The organism is Peribacillus sp. NJ4, assembly GCF_030348345.1.
In the GTDB taxonomy this organism is placed as follows: domain Bacteria; phylum Bacillota; class Bacilli; order Bacillales; family DSM-1321; genus Peribacillus.
Genome location: NZ_JAUCFQ010000001.1, coordinates 4962822 through 4982825, shown reverse-complemented (window position 1 = coordinate 4982825; position 20004 = coordinate 4962822). Strand labels below are relative to the sequence as shown.

Annotated in this window: 21 protein-coding genes, 1 pseudogene and 1 riboswitch; of the genes and pseudogenes, 11 read left to right on the top strand and 11 right to left on the bottom strand. The window is 40.7% G+C overall.

Translation table 11 applies throughout. The annotated features are described in order from the left end of the window. Positions 1-5: 5 nt before the first annotated feature. The 4 genes from QUF94_RS24890 to QUF94_RS24875 form a co-directional block, all read right to left on the bottom strand. Positions 6-866, bottom strand: a complete 861-nt coding sequence (locus QUF94_RS24890) for a DUF421 domain-containing protein (RefSeq protein ID WP_289318214.1) — start codon at positions 864-866, stop codon at positions 6-8. 30 nt (positions 867-896) lie between these two features. Further along, complete coding sequence (locus QUF94_RS24885) at positions 897-1103, bottom strand: DUF1657 domain-containing protein (protein ID WP_289318213.1); 207 nt, start codon at positions 1101-1103, stop codon at positions 897-899. Positions 1104-1318: 215 nt separating this feature from the next. Continuing rightward, a complete protein-coding gene (gene spoVAD / locus QUF94_RS24880; RefSeq protein WP_289318212.1) occupies positions 1319-2323 on the bottom strand; it encodes a stage V sporulation protein AD in 1005 nt (334 codons plus the stop codon). Positions 2324-2493: 170 nt separating this feature from the next. Further along, entirely contained in the window at positions 2494-2697 is a 204-nt protein-coding gene (locus QUF94_RS24875) for a DUF1657 domain-containing protein (RefSeq protein ID WP_289318211.1), read from the bottom strand. Between the two features lie 312 nt (positions 2698-3009). On the opposite strand from QUF94_RS24875, the gene QUF94_RS24870 reads away from it, so the two are divergent. The 3 genes from QUF94_RS24870 to QUF94_RS24860 are packed head-to-tail and all read left to right on the top strand — an operon-like array spanning position 3010 to position 4952. Beyond that, complete coding sequence (locus QUF94_RS24870) at positions 3010-3405, top strand: hypothetical protein (protein ID WP_289318210.1); 396 nt, start codon at positions 3010-3012, stop codon at positions 3403-3405. Further along, positions 3402-4679: an ammonium transporter gene (locus QUF94_RS24865; RefSeq protein ID WP_289318209.1), complete on the top strand. Its 1278-nt coding sequence runs from the start codon at positions 3402-3404 to the stop codon at positions 4677-4679. Before QUF94_RS24870 ends, QUF94_RS24865 begins: the two co-directional genes overlap by 4 nt. Before the next feature lie 45 nt (positions 4680-4724). Next, positions 4725-4952: a hypothetical protein gene (locus QUF94_RS24860; protein ID WP_289318208.1), complete on the top strand. Its 228-nt coding sequence runs from the start codon at positions 4725-4727 to the stop codon at positions 4950-4952. 431 nt (positions 4953-5383) lie between these two features. Here QUF94_RS24860 and QUF94_RS24855 read toward each other — a convergent pair whose 3' ends face one another. Then, entirely contained in the window at positions 5384-5821 is a 438-nt protein-coding gene (locus tag QUF94_RS24855) for a coiled-coil domain-containing protein (protein WP_289318207.1), read from the bottom strand. Between the two features lie 249 nt (positions 5822-6070). Between QUF94_RS24855 and QUF94_RS24850 the strand changes: the two genes are divergently transcribed. The 5 genes and pseudogenes from QUF94_RS24850 (at position 6071) to QUF94_RS24830 (ending at position 10494) form a co-directional block, all read left to right on the top strand. Next, positions 6071-6727, top strand: a complete 657-nt coding sequence (locus tag QUF94_RS24850) for a 5-bromo-4-chloroindolyl phosphate hydrolysis family protein (protein ID WP_289318206.1) — start codon at positions 6071-6073, stop codon at positions 6725-6727. Further along, positions 6724-7896, top strand: coding sequence for a toxic anion resistance protein (locus QUF94_RS24845; RefSeq protein WP_089362531.1), 1173 nt, complete (start codon positions 6724-6726; stop codon positions 7894-7896). The genes QUF94_RS24850 and QUF94_RS24845 overlap by 4 nt, the downstream gene beginning before the upstream one ends. 11 nt (positions 7897-7907) lie before the next feature. Beyond that, positions 7908-8477, top strand: a complete 570-nt coding sequence (locus QUF94_RS24840; protein ID WP_289318205.1) for a nitroreductase family protein — start codon at positions 7908-7910, stop codon at positions 8475-8477. 610 nt (positions 8478-9087) lie between these two features. Beyond that, positions 9088-9165: pseudogene (locus QUF94_RS29145) on the top strand (SEC-C metal-binding domain-containing protein); the annotation flags it as partial. Positions 9166-9495: 330 nt separating this feature from the next. Then, entirely contained in the window at positions 9496-10494 is a 999-nt protein-coding gene (locus tag QUF94_RS24830) for a S8 family peptidase (RefSeq protein ID WP_289318204.1), read from the top strand. 54 nt (positions 10495-10548) lie between these two features. Here QUF94_RS24830 and QUF94_RS24825 read toward each other — a convergent pair whose 3' ends face one another. Then, a complete protein-coding gene (locus QUF94_RS24825; RefSeq protein WP_289318203.1) occupies positions 10549-11211 on the bottom strand; it encodes a YcnI family copper-binding membrane protein in 663 nt (220 codons plus the stop codon). A gap of 18 nt (positions 11212-11229) precedes the next feature. After that, positions 11230-12807 carry a copper resistance CopC/CopD family protein gene (locus QUF94_RS24820; protein WP_289318202.1) on the bottom strand — a complete coding sequence of 526 codons (1578 nt, stop codon included), beginning with the start codon at positions 12805-12807 and terminating at the stop codon, positions 11230-11232. Positions 12808-13179: 372 nt separating this feature from the next. Between QUF94_RS24820 and QUF94_RS24815 the strand changes: the two genes are divergently transcribed. Then, positions 13180-14625 carry a cadherin-like beta sandwich domain-containing protein gene (locus tag QUF94_RS24815; protein ID WP_289318201.1) on the top strand — a complete coding sequence of 482 codons (1446 nt, stop codon included), beginning with the start codon at positions 13180-13182 and terminating at the stop codon, positions 14623-14625. Between the two features lie 68 nt (positions 14626-14693). On the opposite strand, the gene QUF94_RS24810 is transcribed toward QUF94_RS24815, so the two are convergent. The 3 genes from QUF94_RS24810 to QUF94_RS24800 all read right to left on the bottom strand — a co-directional run bounded on the left by QUF94_RS24810 (position 14694) and on the right by QUF94_RS24800 (position 17698). Continuing rightward, complete coding sequence (locus QUF94_RS24810) at positions 14694-16319, bottom strand: PAS domain-containing sensor histidine kinase (protein WP_289318200.1); 1626 nt, start codon at positions 16317-16319, stop codon at positions 14694-14696. Positions 16320-16435: 116 nt separating this feature from the next. Beyond that, positions 16436-17092, bottom strand: coding sequence for a TVP38/TMEM64 family protein (locus tag QUF94_RS24805; RefSeq protein WP_289318199.1), 657 nt, complete (start codon positions 17090-17092; stop codon positions 16436-16438). A 120-nt stretch (positions 17093-17212) separates the two neighbouring features. Beyond that, positions 17213-17698, bottom strand: coding sequence for a QueT transporter family protein (locus QUF94_RS24800; RefSeq protein WP_289318198.1), 486 nt, complete (start codon positions 17696-17698; stop codon positions 17213-17215). 6 nt (positions 17699-17704) lie between these two features. Then, a riboswitch (PreQ1 riboswitch) is annotated at positions 17705-17749 on the bottom strand. A 150-nt stretch (positions 17750-17899) separates the two neighbouring features. On the opposite strand from QUF94_RS24800, the gene QUF94_RS24795 reads away from it, so the two are divergent. Together QUF94_RS24795 and QUF94_RS24790 are read left to right on the top strand one after the other, a co-directional pair. Then, positions 17900-18421, top strand: coding sequence for a YbaK/EbsC family protein (locus QUF94_RS24795; protein ID WP_289318197.1), 522 nt, complete (start codon positions 17900-17902; stop codon positions 18419-18421). Positions 18422-18563: 142 nt separating this feature from the next. Then, positions 18564-19376 (top strand): hypothetical protein, encoded by an 813-nt coding sequence (locus QUF94_RS24790; RefSeq protein ID WP_289318196.1) that lies wholly within the window; start codon positions 18564-18566, stop codon positions 19374-19376. An 84-nt stretch (positions 19377-19460) separates the two neighbouring features. Here QUF94_RS24790 and QUF94_RS24785 read toward each other — a convergent pair whose 3' ends face one another. After that, positions 19461-19757, bottom strand: a complete 297-nt coding sequence (locus tag QUF94_RS24785; RefSeq protein WP_289318195.1) for a DUF3892 domain-containing protein — start codon at positions 19755-19757, stop codon at positions 19461-19463. Positions 19758-20004: the final 247 nt, after the last annotated feature.

Genomic DNA, 20004 nt, shown 5'->3' with positions numbered 1-20004 from the left:
TATAATCAGTTCCGTAAGATATGGGCTACGTCATCTATTGCCTTTTGCAACTTTTCGCTATTTTTGCTATACATCTCTTTAGCTTCCTTTGATTCAGTTCCAAGTGCAAACAACTCTAAGTCCGCTTGGCATTTTTTCAAGGTCGCGAGCATAAGAGGTTTTTCTTGAGGAGAAGGAACTTTAAGTTTATCATCAAAAAGGTCCACAGTTAATTCTCCGTTAGAATTGGCTTGACCAAGAAAAACATTCTCGAGGATTACCCCTAACTTATCCAGTTCAGTATGAAGCCAATTTCGGTTCAGTCCAATCGTGGAAAGTGGTTCATCGAGTATGCTGCCGTCCATAATGATGGTTTGTGGCTCCTTTACTGCAGCCACTGACAGGTTAAGGTCCTTAGGTGTTACAGGTTGATTTTGCTTTTTTAACATTACGGAAAAATCCCCGTTGGCTTCCAATAAGGCAAACTCAACTTCAGAGATATCGAAGACATCCTTTTTACGGAGCAACCCTAACAATTCATCAATGGTATATTTCTCTTTTTTTAAATTATCTTCCATGACTTTCCCATCTTTGATGAAAACCGATGCTTTTCCTTCCACAAGATCACGAAAAGTTTTACTTTTTAGGGATATTAATCCTGCAATGAAGGGTGCTATGGCAAAAACGAGAATGGACAGTAAGCCATGTATAATATTGCCCTCCACTTTCGTAGCTAATTCTGCCCCAACATTACCGATGGTTATACCCGTTACATATTCAAAAAAGGAGAGCTGGGACAATTGTTTTTTTCCTAACACTTTTGTGATTAAAAAAAGAACAATTAAAAAGAATAATGAACGCAAAAGAATTTCTATCCAATCCGGCATTACCAAACACCTCCTGCTTGATTATTGTTTTTAAAAACCTTTATATTGTGGTTCTTCCCGTTCTAACTCGCCCACGCGCTTCTTTACATCCTTCATAACTTCATTCACCACCAGCATCGTTTCATGCAAGATGCGTTTAGATTCTTCATCTTGAGTCCGGAGTGCTAAGCTGGATAAGCCTGCTTCAACTCCTTTCAGGCTAGAGACACATTGTTTTACATCAGAAGCTATCGTCATGCAGCATCCTCCTTATCCTTTAGGTCTAAAAATAATGGCTTGGAACACTCCTAGGCTGTTTATCCCGGCATGGTTACTTCAAACATGCCAGGAACAATCCATGCCTTTCCGTATCCGCTAAAGCTACCGAAACAACCTTAGCAGCCACGAGTGTTCATCCAGTATGAGCAGTCTTGTGTTTGGAACCACAAACCTTAGTAGATCATGTTTTTCGTTCACTCATATTCAATCGATACGGCATGGGCAATGCATGGAATCGTCTCACTTTGTTGAAAGGATAGGGGAGATAACAAAGCACCGGTAGCCACGACGAGCAATCGTTTTATCTCTCCCTTTTTCATGCGATTTAATAAATGACCATAAACAACGGTTGCGGAACATCCAGGGCCACTTGCTCCTGACAGGACCGGTTGACCATCCCTGTAAATCATTAAACCGCAATCTTTATATTGCTCCTCTTTTATCGGAGTACCATGTTTTTTAAATAATTCCAGAGAAACTTCATGTCCAATCTTTCCTAAATCCCCGGTCACTATTAAATCGTAATAGGATGGATCGAGGTTCCGTTCTCTTAAATGGGCTTCAATCGTATCCACAGCGGCCGGGGCCATGGCGCCTCCCATATTGAAAGGATCAGTCAATCCCATATCGATGACACGGCCTATCGTAGCTGAAGTGACCCTTGGGCCTTCCCCGGCACTGCTTAATAAAGCCACGCCGGCCCCCGTAACGGTCCATTGGGCTGTTGGAGGTTTTTGCCCTCCGTATTCTGTTGGGTAGCGAAATTGCTTTTCTACTGCAGCGTTATGACTGGATGCTCCTGTCAATAAGTATTCTGCCCCTTTGGTATTGACAAGGTATGCACCAAGAGCCAGTCCCTCCATCGAGGTGGAGCAAGCGCCAAATAAGCCGAGATATGGTGTTCCAAGTGTTCGGCAGGCAAAACTCGTAGGGGTTATTTGATTGATAAGGTCGCCTCCAAGGAAAAATTGAATCCGTTCCTTTTGAAGACCCGCCTTTTCGATTGCTTTTGTACTGGCTTCTTCCAATAAGACTTTATGTGCCTTTTCATAAGTATCTTGATTTATCCATAAATCGGAATGGAGAAGATCGAAATCATCCGCAAGCAAACCGTCTGCTTCAAATGGACCGCCAACGGTTCCTGTGGAGACGATGACAGGCTTTTGATCAAACACCCATGTGCGATGCCCCGTAAGCATTATAAACCACCCCATTGTATGAGTATTGTCATTACCAGTGTTGTGATAAAAACAAGGAATAACATTTAAAAACGATGGTATAGAAAAAGGAAGGGGAATTTTATTCCCCATATGGATTGAAAGATATAAAAAAGGCTGGTTGCTTTAACCAACCTTTTTTATATGAATGATTATTGTTTATATTGAGGTTCCTCGTTTTGAATCTCATCAATGCGAGGGGTGATGCTGTCCACAATCGATTGTGTTTGTTGGGCAGCTTGTTGGTATAGTTGTTTGGCTTGCTCATTATCTGTGGAAAGGGCAAAGGTTTCAAAGCTTGCTTGAGCGCTTTTCAGCCCTGCTATAGTTGTTTTGACATCGCTTATTACTGTCATATATGAACCTCCTTAGTTTGTAACTGCCTTATTAGAGTGAGGAAAAAATGATTATCTATACCTTCCAAATTTATCTAGGAAATTAAGCGCATTAAATTCTTTTTCAAATCAAGAGTTTAACTAGCTCATTCCATTAATCAAACGTTTGATTAATGGAATGGGAACAGGCAGAAGTATAGTTAAAATCGGATTTATTCGTAGTACAAATCGTTTTTATTGTTTAATTATTGACTGAATTCAGAATTATTAATATAATTATAGATAACATAACGTGATTACGTGAGGTGATATAACATTTATATTAGGGACGATTTGTATAGTAGAGTTGTTTTTGAAATTTCATCTGAAGAAGTGATAAAAGGACTGCTATTTCATAAAAGCAAACAGGAATCGGAAATTGAAGCGATAAAAAGTAAAATACATAAATATGAGCAAAAACGAAGAGCTGAGGAAGCTTGGTATCAATCCCTATCACCATTTAAACGTTTTTTTACAGGGCGTGCTCCAAGTCATCACCAGGCCGTTGAGCATTTGGTGAATGTTAAAGATAGATATAAACAAATCGAGAAAATAAAAAAGAAGGTCACTTTTTTAAATGAGGTGATCGGTTTACTTGAAGCTGAACCGGAAAAACGGGAAATGAATTTGCCATCAGATATCATTAAAGAAATAATGGCCTGGCAGAAAGCGGAGGGAACACCAAGATGACTCTAGAAACGTTAAACGCTGGCTTGGATACGGTTTGGGTGGTTCTGACAGCAGCCATGATTCTCTTAATGGAGGGCGGGTTTGCCTTATTGGAGGCAGGGTTCGTCCGTACGAAGAATAATGTGAACATCATCATGAAGGTTTTTGCCGATATTACGATCGGAACGCTTTGCTATTTCATCGTTGGTTTTGGATTAATGTACGGAACGGATGTATTTGGAACTATCGGAGCAAGCGGCTTTCTGCTGAAAGGTGATTTGTCGCACATCGACCTTACGATTTCCATGGATGCATTTTGGTTATTTCAAGGCGCATTCGTCATCGCCGTTATTTCCATCGTTTCGGGAGCAGTTGCGGAAAGGATAAATTTTCGGGCGTACCTTATTTTTGTCGTAATGATGACGGCATTCATCTATCCGATTGCCGGTCACTGGGTATGGGGAGGTGGCTGGTTAAGCGAGTTGGGTATGCAGGACTTCGCAGGGTCGGCGGTCATTCATGCGCTAGGCGGTTTTTCTGCACTTGCGGCTGCCATTGTAATCGGGCCGAGAGCAGGTAAATTCACTTCACGGGGGACTAGTTCCATTTCGCTGCCGAGTAATCTCCCATTGGCATCTGTTGGGGCATTCCTTTTATGGTTTGGCTGGTTTGGGTTTAATGCAGGAAGCACCTTGCAAGCTACAGATGGACGCATTGGCCATATTGCCATTGTCACGATGCTCTCAGCTGCATCAGGGGGGGCGGCGACATTGCTTTATACACTATTTAGGTATGGTCGTTCGGATGCACCTTCCGTCATCAATGGCTCACTTGCAGGCCTTGTCGGGATTACAGCAGGCTGTGCATTCGTTAGTGATCTGGCGGCGTTACTGATTGGAGCAGTTTCTGGAATGCTTATGTTAGCTGCGACAAATTGGTTGGAAGCCCGAAAAATCGATGATCCGGTTGGCGCCTTTCCTGTTCATGCGGCATCAGGCATGTGGGGTACGATAGCAGTAGGGCTTTTCTCCACTGAAAACGGATTGTTTGCAGGTGGGGGATGGCATTTGCTCGGAGTTCAAACATTAGGATTAGTGGTGTTATGCATCTGGGGCTTTTCATTGACATGGCTTGTTTTTAAAGTTATAAATGTTTGGCTGCCTATAAGATCCACTGAAGAAGAAGAAGAACTCGGGTTGGATATCAGTTATCATGGCATAATGGCCACACATACCTCGCCGGAGTTCATCAAGGTAGAGGACTACTATAAGCAGGAAGAAGAATTGACAAGGTAATGTCAATAATACTCATGGTAGAATCAAGTGAGAGGTGAATTTTATATGGGTACATGCAATCTTAATCATTCGCAGCATGATGTCAGGATGAAATTTGAGAGTCAAAAGGCATTTTTACCAACGGTTTTGAGTCAAACATTGGATCGTTATCTGGAAAAAGCGAATTCGCAGGAAACATTGAATGAACTTTTTCATCTATTGAAGAAGTATGACTTGTCTACTCAGGAGGAACAGGAATCAAGAAACGAAAAGTTGAAACAAATAATTTTGTAAATGAGAAAGAACGGGAGTGCGGCATGACTCCTGTTCTTTTTTTGTTTTTTTCCATTAAGGAATATCTTCTTTTAAACGATTTAAGGGAATCCGCGGGAATGTGGCTGACTCCAATTTTCTTTTTTATTCGGCGTATCAGTAATTGTAACTACTTTTTTAAAGAAGATAGCAGGATTCACATTTAAAGGGCTAAAAACAATTGTGTATAATATTACACATGATAGTAGAGAAATCGTAAAGCTCTGTAACCGAAATGGTGTTCCTTTAAAATGGATTAATCAGTTTAAGTAACGCGGACAAGGTTTTAGTAAACCTTTAAAGGTTTAATCAATCGTTTGATTAAACCTCATGTACTGACTATCAGTACCTCAAAAAAAGCATGGGAAAATAAAAAAGCTGGAGCCCATAATGAGCTCCAGCTATTTCTTTCATTAAAAACCATCATCTGTTGCGGTGAAGGGGATGTTTAGGTTTCTTTCCACGGCCCGGAGTCTTTGATTAAGCCTGTTTAACCTATTCGTATGTCGCTGGTCCGCTTGACTTAGCCTGGTGATTTCCTGGTTAATGCGGTTCACTTCACGATTTATCCGCGTGATTTCTTGGTTCTGCCGATTGAGTTCCCTCGTTTGACGCTCGTTTTGACGCTCAAGTTCCCGGACTCTTCTTTCAAGTTGTTGAGGCTGCCTTTCAACATCGAATTGGTCGGGCACCTGGCTATATGGATTCTCTTGAACCTGCTGAAGGTCCCAATCTTGCTGTGGCACATATTCAAATCGTTCAGGCTGTTGGAAATATGGGTTATAATTAGACTGAAAGTACTGATGATTTCCATTTTGTTGTGGAAAAGGATAAAATCCGTATGAATTCATAGTCAACTCTCCTTTTTTAAATCGGGATGGATACGTAATAACTTATGTAAGTTCCGGTGAAGTGACTAGGCGTTAGCCCATAATTAGGGGAAGAAGAGGTAATTTACAGAAAAAATTTCAATAAATTTGCAGAAACCATCCGGTTCCTATATCGTTTAGGATAGGAGAAATTCTTTTATCCATCTTGAAACCAATCTTAATGATAATCCGTATATATAGAAAAGAGTGTAAGTCAGGAGTGTAATGATAATGAATAGATTTCTTGCTGATATTGTTCCGATATTGATTGCATTTCCAATGGTTTTTCCGGTTTGGTTGATTAGCTATTTTGTATTGAATCAACCGTTTGTCCTGTCTGTTGTCATATCTTTAGCAGGAGGGGCGCTTGCATACTGGCTAAGTTCCGTTTATTTTTCCTCGCGATTCCTAAAAAAACATGAATTGACGAGAAAAGAATACCAATTTATAAAGAAAAATTTAATTGAGGCAAAACCAAAGATATGGCGGGTGCAAAAGGCACTAATCTCGGTTAGGCATATCTCTTCTTTTAAACAGAGGAAGGATATGATTAAAATGATCAGGAAAATATATAGTCTGACGAAAAAAGAACCGAAGCGGTTTTACCATGCGGAGCAATTTTATTATTCGCATCTGGATTCGGCTACGGAGCTCGCCGAGAAATATGTTTTTTTATCACAGCAGCCAAAAAAGAATAAGGAACTCGAACTTTCCTTAACGGAAACTCGTAAAACCTTAAAGGAACTCACTAAAACGATAGAAAAAGATTTATATAAAGTGATTGCCGATGATATCGATAACCTTAACTTCGAATTGGATGTTGCTAAGCAATCCATTAACACTGGAAAAGAGTCACAAGTAATTGATGAAAGCAGGAGGTTAAAATGAATAACAATGATCCAAACCTGTTGAATAAAACGAATAATGCCAGTTTGATCGATGACCTTTTAGCCAATCCATTTGATGGGGTGCAGGAGCTTGAGAAAGTATCTTCCCAGGAAGCGAAACCGGTTAAACTAATCGATGTCATTCCTGAAGAGAACAGGGCAAAGGCTTATCAGCTTGCCGAACAAATCGACCCAACGAATCATCAGGCAATGATATCCTATGGTACACCAGCCCAATCAAAACTCCTGACCTTTTCTAATTCCATGCTTGAGCATGTCCAGAAAAAAGATGTGGGTGAAGTAGGCAACATTATCAGTGATTTAATGAAGAAGTTAAATGAGCTGAGCCCGGATGAGCTTAAACCGGATAAGCCCTCTTTTTTTGCGCGTATGTTCGGGAAGCTCTCGGGATCTGTACAGGAGGTGCTCTCCAAGTATCAGAAAACTGGGGCCCAGATTGATCGAATCAGTGTAAAACTAGATCGGAGCAAGAATATCCTGTTATCGGATATCGTAATCCTTGAAAAGCTATATGAAACGAATAAGGAATATTTTCAGGCGTTGAATGTCTATATTGCAGCAGGGGAAATAAAACTCGAAGAAATCCATGAGAAAACGATTCCGGAGCTAAGGAAGTCAGCTGAATTAAGCAATGATCAAATGAAGTTTCAAGAAGTCAATGATATGCGCCAATTTGCTGAACGGTTGGATAAAAGGCTTCATGATTTGAAATTGAGTCGTGAAATCACGATTCAAAGCGCACCGCAAATCAGGCTGATTCAAAACACGAATCAGGCACTAGTCGAGAAAATACAATCTTCGATCATGACGGCCATTCCTCTTTGGAAAAACCAGGTTGCGATTGCACTGACGCTAATCAGGCAAAGGCATGCTGTAGAAGCGCAAAAGCAGGTTTCCAAGACTACAAATGACTTGTTACTGAAGAACTCTGAGATGCTGAAAACGAATACCATTGAGACGGCTAAAGAAAATGAGCGGGGGCTTGTCGATATCGAAACATTAAAAAATACTCAAGCCAACTTGATTTCGACGCTTGAGGAAACCATGCGGATACAGGAAGAAGGCAGGCATAAACGCCGACAAGCCGAGCAGGAATTGGCGTCAATGGAAAATGAACTGAAACAGAAACTATTGGAGATAAAGGGATAAGGGGAGATAACGTGGAAACTATCGAGGCTATAAAAACGAGAAGAAGCATTGGAATCGTTAAGCAAGATCCGATACCGAAAGAAATGATCGAGCAAATCATCGAAGCTGGAACATATGCACCTAATCATCACCGAACGGAGCCTTGGCGCTTTTTTGTATTGACAGGAGAAGGAAGAAATAAACTTGGGCAGGTCTTCGAAGAAATAACAAGAATCGAAAATGCTGATGATACCCCGGAAAGTCTAATCAGCAAGATAGAAAGGCAAAAAAAGAATCCCTTAAGGGCTCCAGTCATCATCGCAGTGGGCATAGAGCCTAGTGATAAGAATAATGTCCTTGTGGCAGAAGAATATGCGGCAGTGAACAGTGCCATTCAAAACATGCTTCTTGCAGCACATTCCCTAGGTCTGGGAGCAGTATGGAGAACGGGAAAAATAACATATCATGACAAGGTCCGTGAATTTTTCAATTTATCCTCTAAGGGAGAAGTATTGGCTTTCATATACTTGGGTTATCCTGACATGGAGCCGAAACCTGCTAAGAAAACACCGATCGATGAATTGACCACATGGATCGGATGAAGGATTGAGGGGCAGCTGCAGCAGTGCATACACACTGCTGCAGCTTTTTTTATTGCCTTCAATTGGGCTTTTAATGTAAGGGGTTTGGCTTCGTCAGGCTTCGTTTCAAGTGACGATTGATGAATTAGGTTGTACAATACATAGGAAGAATAAATTTTGATGAATTAGGATGTGTCTATAGATGAGAACGATTGATCCATTTGAGATACTCGATGGAAAAGCGATAAAATATTTGGATGTTTTTGGCGTTGATGATGGAATTGCTTTAAAGAGTAAGTACGAAGATAAATCGTATTGGATATATGATTATTATTGCATGCATCAGACTTGTGATTGCCAGGAAGTATACCTTGAGTTCGTTGAGGAGCTTAAAGGCAATAAACAGGCAGGACAGCATTTTGGAGTGAGGGTTTCTTTCGGGGATAATCAATTTGTCCTTGAGGATTATAATATTTCCAAACAAAAGGCGATGGATATCGCGGAGGATACATTAAAGTACAGTAAAGATGTAATGGAGTTATTTAAACAGCGGTATCAGCAAATGAAGGAAAAAGGCACGCAAATTATCATGGAAAGTGCAAAGGCAGCTAAAATGCCGCATGTTCATACAGAACCGGTCATTGGCAGAAATGAACCTTGCCCATGCGGAAGCGGGAAAAAATACAAAAAATGCTGCGGTGCAGCTTAACATCTTGGAAGCTGACTCGATTCGGAGTCGCTTCTTTTTTATTTGCGATAAATTGTTTGGAAAAAAATTGAGTAATGACTAAAAAAATGTGGAATTACAGGAACGTTTGTTCTATAATAAGAGTACCAGATAATAACTTAAAAAGAAATAAAAAGTAGTTATTTAGACGGAATTTTCGGAAAACTTCTTTTTTATTTTCAAAAATCTGGTATATATAAGAGAGAAGAGTTTTTTGATCTCATCTCTTTCAACGGTAGACGGCAACCAGACGGGATGAAAATTCCTACACTGATGGCAGTTTAACTTATGAACGAAGGAAGGGGTAATCAAATGACAAGAGAAAAAAGATTAATACCTTACAAAGTTCTTGAAGTAATGGAAACGGTCAAAGAGAAGATTCCTGAGGGTGTCGAGCTTGTGAAAGCACCGGCAATTTGGGAAAAAAGCAATTATGGTGAGGGCGTGGTAATTGCCGTCATCGATACAGGCATTGATAAGGGGCATTCAGACCTCAAAGAAAGAATCATCGGTGGGAAGGATTTTACCAATACCGGGGATTTTCAAGATGATAACGGACATGGGACACATGTGAGCGGTACGGTTTTGGCTGCCATTAATAATGCTGGTGTAGTGGGAGTGGCTCCGAAAGCAAGCATATTAGCGTTAAAGGCCCTAAATGGTCAAGGACAAGGCGATATAGATTGGATTAATGGAGCTCTAGAGTATGCAATCAATTGGCGGGGACCTAATGAAGAAAAGGTTTCGGTTATTTCTCTTTCACTTGGCGGACCTCCGGATGAGGCTGAACATAAACTCATTCAAAAGGCCCTTCAGAACGATATCCTTGTTGTTTGCGCAGCTGGAAATAGTGGAGATGGGCGTCATGAAACGGATGAATTGGATTATCCAGGAGCATATCCCGAAGTAGTGGAAGTCGGAGCTGTGGATTTAAGCAGGAATTTAGCGGATTTTTCAAATACAAATGATGAAATTGACTTGGTGGCGCCAGGGGTCGATATTCTCTCTACGTATCCAGGGAATAAGTATGCGAGGCTGAGCGGAACGTCAATGGCTACGCCTCATGTAAGCGGTGCAGCAGCTCTCTTGAAAGTGATTGCTGAAAAGGAGTTTGACCGTAAGTTAACCGAAGCGGAATTATACGCACAGTTAGTGAAAAATACCGAAGATCTGGGAATCAGCAAAAAAGCACAGGGAAATGGACTGCTTAACTTAACGATAGGGGAACAAAGAATTGAAAAATCGATTAAGATTACCATAGAATCAGAAAACCTTAAGTTACCGAGTAAATCGGTGGTCATGGAATATTAGAAGTTAAAAAAGGTGCCCCGGGAGAAATATGGGGCACCTTCCATAATGTTATGATTATTTTTTGTTTTTCCTTAGAGCTGCAAAAAGCGCTACAATGGAAAGAATTAGTGATATGACAGCCAGAGTGATGATTAGCGTTTGATTGCTATCACCTTCTGTTGTTGCTGAATCCTTTGAATTGTCAGTTGTCGTGGAATCTTTAGTGTCAGCTTCATCTTTGTGACCATGGTCCGCAGGTTCTGCATCAGCCTTGGGCGCAACCGTAATTTCCGTTACAGAATGCGGTAGGTCTGAGCCTTCATCACCGCTCCATTCAACAATTTCACCATCTTCGTAATATTGAAATGCATCCCAGGCAACTTTCGTTTCTTCTTTAGGATTTTGTGCTACGAAAGAGAATTGCTGGAATTGTCCAGCAGCTATTCCTTCATCAGTTGCTGCCCAAGTTACCGTTTTTACATGGCCATCTTTGTCACCTTCCGTTGTTACTTTCCATCCTGGTACAGGCTGATAGCTTTCAAAGGTAACCCCTTCAGGTACTTTTAAGGTTACCTTTGTAGTGGCAGTTTCTTTTTCTACAGGTACTTTGAGTGTATAAGTTTCCCACGCCTCAGGTGCAGATGAACTAGGCTTGACTGTAACGTGAGCATATGCTGATCCGGAAAAAATGAATAATGCAGCAAATGTAAAAATAAGTAGTTTTGAAATGTTTTTCATTAGTATAAATCCCTCCTGTTATGAATTCCCTATGAATATTATAAAATCAGCATTGATTGAATCCAGGCTTTCAGTTAATCCGTGAACATGGATATTCCACTTTCCTGGCATGGTTAATATTGACTTTGATGTAAATGTACCTTTATTTTTTTCCTGCATTTGCAGCTTTATTTCACCGCCTGGCGTATCGACTGACTGCATGGTGATTGTAAGCTGTTCTATTTCAGCAATCGGCTTGCCACCATTGGATAGATCTACTTGAATCAGGTTATCCCCGACTTCATTGGGAGTCACCATTAATGTGACCTCATTATTTTCGTCAGTCTGTAACGTTTTCTCTATTGGCCCGGGAGAAGACATGGCAGTTTGGACATTTGTCAATAGAGCTGCAACGAGAAGTATGATGATTCCTAAACCAAACTCCATTACCACACTATAACCAAGTTTTTTCGTTTGCTTTTTCCCTCTGAGAAAATGAAAGCCTCCTAAAACGATCATGATTAACATGAGACCGATTTTCGCTAGTAACAATTGGCCATATGTTGTGTTAAACAATGAATGGATAGTCGGTACATGCTGTAAACTGCTATATATCCCGCTAACAATCAGTATGATTACAAACAGAAATGCCCATTTGGAAAACCTTTGAATGATCGACCAGTAAAATGTTTTCTTATCTTCTTGGACTGCCTGCCGATCAGCAAGCCCAGGCAAAATCACCAATAAGGCCATAAGGCCGCCGAGCCATAAAGCCATGGACAATAAATGAAGGAAATCCATCAAAACGGCCAGAACCTGATTAGGAACGGCTGCTGTATGTCCAGTGAAAGCCTTACAAATCATCAAGCTGGCAATTATGATGAAAGAAAGGTAAGGTAGTGATTTATTCAAGGAGTTCTCGAGCATGAAATAAATCACTAAAAATAGAAGGAGCAATATTAGAATTTCAATGATCCAGATGGTTCCAAAGTTTGTAGCATTCAATACTTCTTTCATATAATTCACTTTAAATGCATCAGTCCAACCTACGCCAGCATCAATCGTAACTTTTAAAGGCAGACTGCAGAAGATGGAAAATGCTAAACCTGTATATGAAAGCCAAAGGTATAGACGGGTTCTTCTGCTGGCTTCAAAAAGTCGAGAATCCTTCATTAACGATAATCTAAAAAAAAGGATTCCGGTTAGGGCAGCGAAGCATATGTATTGAAGACTTTGCAGGATAACATTGATGGAATTCGGAAAACTTGCATTCACTTCGGAATTGTCTTGGTCTGAAAGGCCAGCTGAATCTCCGAATTGAAAGGGAATGGTTCCTTCAATGGGATGGCCATCACTCGAGACCACTCTCCATTTAATGTAGTAAATCCCTTCATTGATAGTGCCCTTCCACTTAGCTTCCAGTATTTTTTCACTTTGTTCCGAGATTGTACTGTCTTGAATTTGAATTTTGTCCCCATCTTGGCTGAATACCTCAAGCGAATGGAAAGCTGGTTGTATATTCTCGCTGAATTGAATGCTGATCTTTTCAGGAAGAGTATCCAACGCTTCATTCGGGCTAGGATTAGAGCTTATTACAGTAGCATGACCAGAAGCCATTGCTGGGTATAAAAGCAAACTGAATAGGCTGAATACCAGCCATAAATAATTTTTCATCGTGGTGTGCCATCACCCTTTCATCAGGTTATGTAAGCTTATTATAAAAGGAAAATGTGAAAAAACAGTGAAAATAAATTAGTTATCTAAAGGCAGTTTAAGAGGTTCGCTAGAAAAGTGATAACCATAAGGTTAGATTGGTCTGGCTTCCACCATTATAGCCATTAAAACAATAGATGGGAAATATTGGTTGGTAACCCCCTTGCACAAGTTGTTACCTAAAGAAACAAGCTATAAACCTCATTAAGAAATAATTAAGATTTATTTGGTAACCTGACCCTATCATGTTTACAGGAATTATAGGGGGGATAGGCTTTGCTAAATAAGGGGTTAAAAGAAAAAAGTGTGAAGGTGATTTTGGTTGGTTCCCTTGTGGTGATGGGAGCATCCACTTATATGCCCGTGGTAGAGGCTGCGGAGGGCCCTTCTGTTCTGCAGGAAGAGGCACAAACGGTAAATAGTCTTTCAAGGCTAGAAATAGAGGGTATAGCACTGGATCAAAAATTTTCAGAAAGTGTACACGACTATAGTGCAGCAGTGGGAAATGATGTGGAAAAGATCACCTTGCTTGCAGGAAGTCCTAGTGAGACTGCAGCCATATACGTGAATGATATCAAAATGACAGATGGTAAAGTGAAGGATTTAACTCTTCAAACTGGCATGAATACGTTTGAAATCACTGTCAGCGATGGGGAAAATGAAACGGTTGCCTATACTCTCAAGGTCGAAAAACTTGAAAGTGATGATAACCTTTTAACATCGATTGGATTATCAAAAGGCTCATTAACATTCGATTCTAAAGTGACAGCTTATAATGCTTCTGTTGGAAATGAAGTCCAGTCCGTTACAGTAACACCGACATTGAGTGACAGTACCGCAATTGTAAAGGTGAATGGAAAGAATGCAACCAGTGCCGGTGTAAAGGTTACCCTTCCAGTCGGTAAGACAACGGTGAAGATTATCGTTACAGCAGAAAATGGAGATGAAAAAACATATACGCTTACGATTACACGGGCAGCTGCCAAGGAAACCGAATCGAAAGATGCCCCTAAAGAGGGTGAAGTACAAAAGGAGCCTTCAACAGAAACAAGTAAAGCTCAACCTCCATCCGATAAGGGGAATAAATCATCTTTAACATCAGCTGAATCCTCCAATAATCTAAAACCAACCAGTGGTGTCAGCCAAGTACCGAAAGCACAGCAACTTGAAAGTATTTCAACACAGAAACCGAAAACGGATTCTATAGTGAAGGTAGCGTCAGCAGATTCTTTAGGCGAGGAAGGCAATAATGCACCAGTGTTGAACAATCTGACTGTATCATCCGGAGTATGGAACAAGTCTTTTGATACTAATGAGCATACCTATCATATCGAGGTCGATAATGACGTTTCTTCAGTCGAAATGTATGCAACGACAAATGCCAGTGGAGCGACGATTGAATATGACGGTGAGAGCAGTAAAAAAGTGAAGATCAAGGATAAAGCGAAGACGGCCATTTCCGTTACTGTTTCAAAGGATGGGGAGCGCCGTACTTACGTCCTTGTTTTCGAAAAGGATATGGATGTGGAAATGGATGAGGAAGAAACCGTGGATGATGTCAAAACAAAAGAGGCGGAAGTTGAGGCAACGCAAATGAGTACAGCTGGCAAGACGTTGAGCGATACATCCAATAATACAGGAGGCCAGGTTAATGGGAAACAGCCTGTTGAGACCGTGTCATTCTTTGGGAATATAAAGGATTTCTTCACCTCTCTATTTTAATTTTATCAAGGGATGGTTCTGAATCGCAAAAAAAAGGACAAGATTAGGACTTGTCCTCCGATTTATATTCATATGGGCAAAAGGATTTGGACCTCGGTTCCATGGTTTGGTTCGCTGTTAAAGCGGACCTTTCCCCGATGCGCCTCAATGATTCGGCAACTGACTGTCAATCCTAACCCTGTTCCTTTTTCTTTAGAGGAATAGAAAGGTTCTCCAAGATGCTTTAACCGTTTTTTTTCTATTCCGCTTCCATTATCTTTGATGGTAATGGAAAGGTTATTGTCCTTGCGCTCAAAATCAATCCAAATGTGATCGGCGGATGCCTCCATTGAATTCTTGAGCATGTTTATGAATACTTGTTTTAATTGGTTTCCCTCACATAATAGAAGCGGTATTTCGTTTTTTACAGATATTGATATTTGGGTGGGGTACGAGTCCGCCTCTGGTTTCAACAAGGTTTTGACATCATTCATCAGTTCGATGATTTGATGCTTGCTGAATGGGAGTTCCTGTGGTTTTGCCAGAACGAGTAACTCGCTTACAATAAGATTGATCCGGTCCAATTCACTTAACATAATCGTGTAGTATTGTTCATAGGGATGGTCGCTCTTTTTAAGTAGCTGGACGAAACCCTTTAAAGAAGTCAACGGGTTTCGTACTTCGTGGGCTACACTTGCGGCAAGTTCGCCGACTATCGACAATTTTTCTGTTCTTCTTAAGCGTGCTTCGGTTTCGCGAATTTGAGTGACTTCTTTAGCATAAGTGATGATCCCGACCAAATCCTCGCCAACCATCATCGGGACAAACGTACAAGAAAGTAAGATGGACTTCCCGTACTTCGTTAGGAATTCTATATCTTTCCCTTTCTTAATCCCCTTATGGTTTTCGATGACATATTGGCAAGATGTACGAATCAGTTCCGCATCTTCTGTTGAAAAGTTCAATTTAATGAATGAGGCTCCATGTATTTCTTCCTGTTGAAAGCCTGTTACCGTTTCAAACCTAGGATTTACGGTCGTGATCATTCCGTTTAAATCAAGCATCAGCATCGGATAAGGGTTGTGTTCAAACAATGATTTATAGCGTTGTTCACTATCGAATAATTGATTCTCAGCGACAACCCTTTCAGAAATATCCCTGCCGATGACTACTAAGCCTTTTCGTGAACCATCCTCATTGAACAGGGGAACTTTGATCGTATCAAAGGTCTTGTGATTGCCGTCGGGAAGAGGGATGATTTCCTCACACCTTGTGATTTCCCCTTTTACCCACGTTTCTTCATCGGAACCTTCACAGTAGATCAACGACTCTTTATAAAATTCGGAGTATTCTGCGAGCTCGCTGTCTTTTTTTCCCTTATAGTCTACATGCTCCAACTGAAATAATTGCAGCCCGAAGGTATTGGACTCAAGCCATCGGCCATCACCATCCTTGAAGTTAACGAAATCCACCATTGAATTGATGAGTGTGCGCCGGCGTTGTTCCGCTTCTTTTAATTGTTTGAATTCTTCCCTTTTAGCTAAATAAAGATATAAGATCAAGCCTATTGATAAAAGGAAAACAATGCCTTCCACTCTCTGAAGTTGAATGAAGACCTCTTTGTTATGGATATTTGTAGTTAAAAAAAAGTCGAACACGACTAGTGTAAGAATCCCGGATAGGATATATATTGCTAAGATGGAGCGTTTGGACATGGAGATTCTCCCTGATTTTAAGACATTTCAAAGGTAAAATTACATACACATTTTAACAAACTATCGGAAAAAAATATATGCAGAATCCTAAATAAAAAAACAGGGGCCAATGTAGGTCACCTGTTTTTTCTGAATAAGGTTAGGTTCTTTTTCTTTTTTGCACGCTTATAGATAATGAAAAATAATAAGAAGAGGAGTGCGAGTGCAACTAGCGTGTATTGGTTCATTTCAACAGATAGGAGTCCATATGGAATTAGCGATAGGAAGAAGAAGTATATCAGGTTGCCAAGTGCCGTCGCTAATAAAAAATCCTTGAAAGTGACGGTGCTGACTCCAGCTGCCAAGTTAATTAAACTTGTTGGGATAAGCGGGAAAATCCTGCCTGTAAACACGTACATGAAGCCATGCTCCACAACAGTTTTTTGCCATTTTTCACCCATCTTCTTTAAGAGAAGTTCCTGAAACCAATTTCTTGCTGCATAAAAAATGAATCCTGAAGCAACGACACTTGTAAACCAACTCCATAGGTAGCCATATATGAATCCGAATATCGTGACATTGATAGTCAGGAGCAAAATTAAGGGGATGAGTGTAAATGAATTTTGGACAAACATCAATACGAATGTCACAATAAAAGTGAGCAAAAGGTTTTCCTTCAATATGCTAATAACTGAATCCAAGTCACTTTTCCAAATCAAAGTAAATAATTCTGCATTTGAAAAAATAAATAATGCGATTACCAGTAGACCTGTTAAGGTCAGGACTTTTTTCAAAGGGTCACCACCATTCTGACTAATAGTTTATCATTTTTAAGTTAATTGGTGAAAAAAGAGCTGTCGCATGATGCAGACAGCTCTTTTACATTATAGTGGGTTCACGAAGAGAAGATTCCTTTAAAGCCACTTTTCAAACTGAATTCTTTTGTTCATTCCATAAATGATTGGCGCGCCAATCAAGAGGACAACGAATTCACCGACAGCCGTGGTCATCCAGCTTAACCAGAATGGTAAGCCAAAGGCAAGGTTCAGTTCAATGGCAATTAAAAACATTGTGAACGTGAAAAAGATGATCGTGGCGATCATCCGCCCTTTAATGCCTTTTATGAAACGTGAAACAAAAATGACAAGCAGCAAGGCGAGTAAGGATTGCCCCACCCCAAAAATTAAATCATATGGAACCATCGGTGAAAAGAGCAGATTCGATATGAAGACGCCGCCGACAATACCATAGATATATTTTTTATTGAATACAATAAGATGGTTCAACATTTCCGGTACACGAAATTGGAACATCTCAAAAGCTATTGGTTTAAACACCAATGAGACCGCCACATACAAGGCAGCCAATAACCCGTTTATCACGAGTGTACGAACATTCATTTTACTCTCTCCCTAGTTTTTTATCGTGGGATGGTTACGAACCACGTATAGGCGTTTGCCCGATGATTAATAGTATCCCAAGTAAGCTTGTTTCGTCAATTTGTAAAGAATGGTTTTAATTACAAGCATCCATAGGATTTTGATTTATGGCAATGAAGGATGATATTATTTTTATATGTACTTCAAAGGAGTGAATATAATATGTCTATCGCGAGTGTCAAAGGCCATTTTAAACAATGGGATCGGGAAGGCGATGTAATGGAGTTCGAAACATCGAGCGCTACGGTGAGTGATGCTGCAGAAACCATCGGTGTTATCCCAGCGAGGATCGCTAAGACTCTTTCCTTTAGGGGGGAAGGTGATGATGCGATTTTGGTTGTAGCGGCTGGGGACGCAAAAGTGGATAATAAGAAATTTCGTCAGATGTTCGGTTTCAAGGCACGGATGCTGTCACCCGAGGAAGTGCTTGAGCAGACCGGCCATGCCATCGGAGGAGTTTGTCCGTTTGGTCTGGCAAACGATCTAGCTGTTTTTCTTGATGTATCGATGAAACGCTTTGAGTCATTGTTCCCGGCATGCGGCAGTACGAACTCTGCAATAGAACTTACACCCGCGGAATTATTTGAATATTCAGGAGCAAAGGATTGGGTGGATGTTTGCAAGGCTTGGAATGAAGAGGGGAATGAGGAAACGGCAGCAGGCAATGCAGTGGAAGGCTTTTGATTAATGGTACCAAAAAGATCCACATGAATGGGATAAAGTCCACTTGGGTGGACTTTATTTGTGGGGGCCGTATGCATTTTAGCGGTCTATAATTTTAAAGCGGAAAATCGTGTAGAAAGTGTTCCTGAGCGGAGGGTGAAAGATGTTAAATGGAAGCCAAAGAAAAAGCAATAGCAGCTATCTTAGTCTTAAAACTCTTTATGAAGAAAATATCACGGTTAAGAGCATAGCCCAGGAGCTTGAGTTTTGCCATACAAACGATCTGGCGCTGGATATTCGGAAAGCATTGGAAAAAAAGAATTTTGATATATTGGCAGTGCAAGATCAAGGGGAAATCATCGGATATATCGAAAGGGAAGAACTGGGTGAAGGGAGCATTTCGGAATATTTGAGAAACTTTTCACCAAGGGAAATGGTTTCGGATTCAACGCCTTTGATCCAGCTGCTCCATATTTTCAAGAATAAAACAAGGGTCTTCGTATTAGAGAATAATTCAATTAAAAAGTTGATTACCCATGCCGACCTTCAAAAGCCTCCAATCAGGATGCTGATATTTGGATACATTACCTTATTGGAAATGAGGATGAGCGATATCATCATGGATAGATTCGGCGACGGAAGCTGGCATCCAATGATCAGCGAAGACCGTTTAGAAAAGGCAACCGAATTATATAGGAGGAGAATCGATAAAAATGAGGATATCAATTTAATAGAGTGCCTGCAAATCAGTGATAAATTCGATATCATACATAAGGATGAAGAATTGAGGTGCTTCTTCCAAATCCCTTCGAAAAGTAAAGGGAAGAAGGATGCGAATGCCATCCGGAAATTACGGGATAAGATTTCCCATGCAAATGAACTGGGACTGGACATGTCGTGGATGGAAATCATTGAGGTTGTCGAGTCCTGTGGGCAACTGCTCGAAATCTCTGAATACTATCAGTATGAAAAATAAGGATCCGGCTATCATGCTGGTTCTTTTTAATGTTTAACTCCAGACAGAAAAAAACTGCCCATATCAGGCAGTTTCCCCGAAAACTCAAAACTCCGGCAGTTGATCCAGGTTATTTTCTTTTATCCCATCAGGCTCACTCCGCAATATATCACGTCCATATTTATGAAAGACGTCAACGTTGGCCAGGATGCCTGCTTTGGCTTCCGAAAGGGCAGTGGGGTAGTCGAGTTCGCGGCCGGAGTTGGTCTTGATGGCGATAATATTGTCCTCTTCATTTTTCCTTACGGCGATGATTTCTTCTTTTCCTGCTGAATCAAGTTGGTTTGCTTGCGGTGTTCCCTGCTGTTTATAGGATTCATAAGCTTTTTCAAATTGGTCCATGTTTTGGACACCTCCCATTTATAGGGTGAGCTATTTTTTCTGCAATATACAAACCGGATTTCGTCCAACTTGAGCCGTTAATTCGTCCAAAAGCGCCGAATTTTCGGCACTTTTTTAAATTGGATGCTGTCGTCTTGGCCTTTTTGCATTGGCATGGCACTTGCATCTTGTATAAGTGGAGTAAGAAATAATATCCACTTAATTAAGGGAGGAATATGAATCATGAATGTAAAACAAGGGGCAAGCA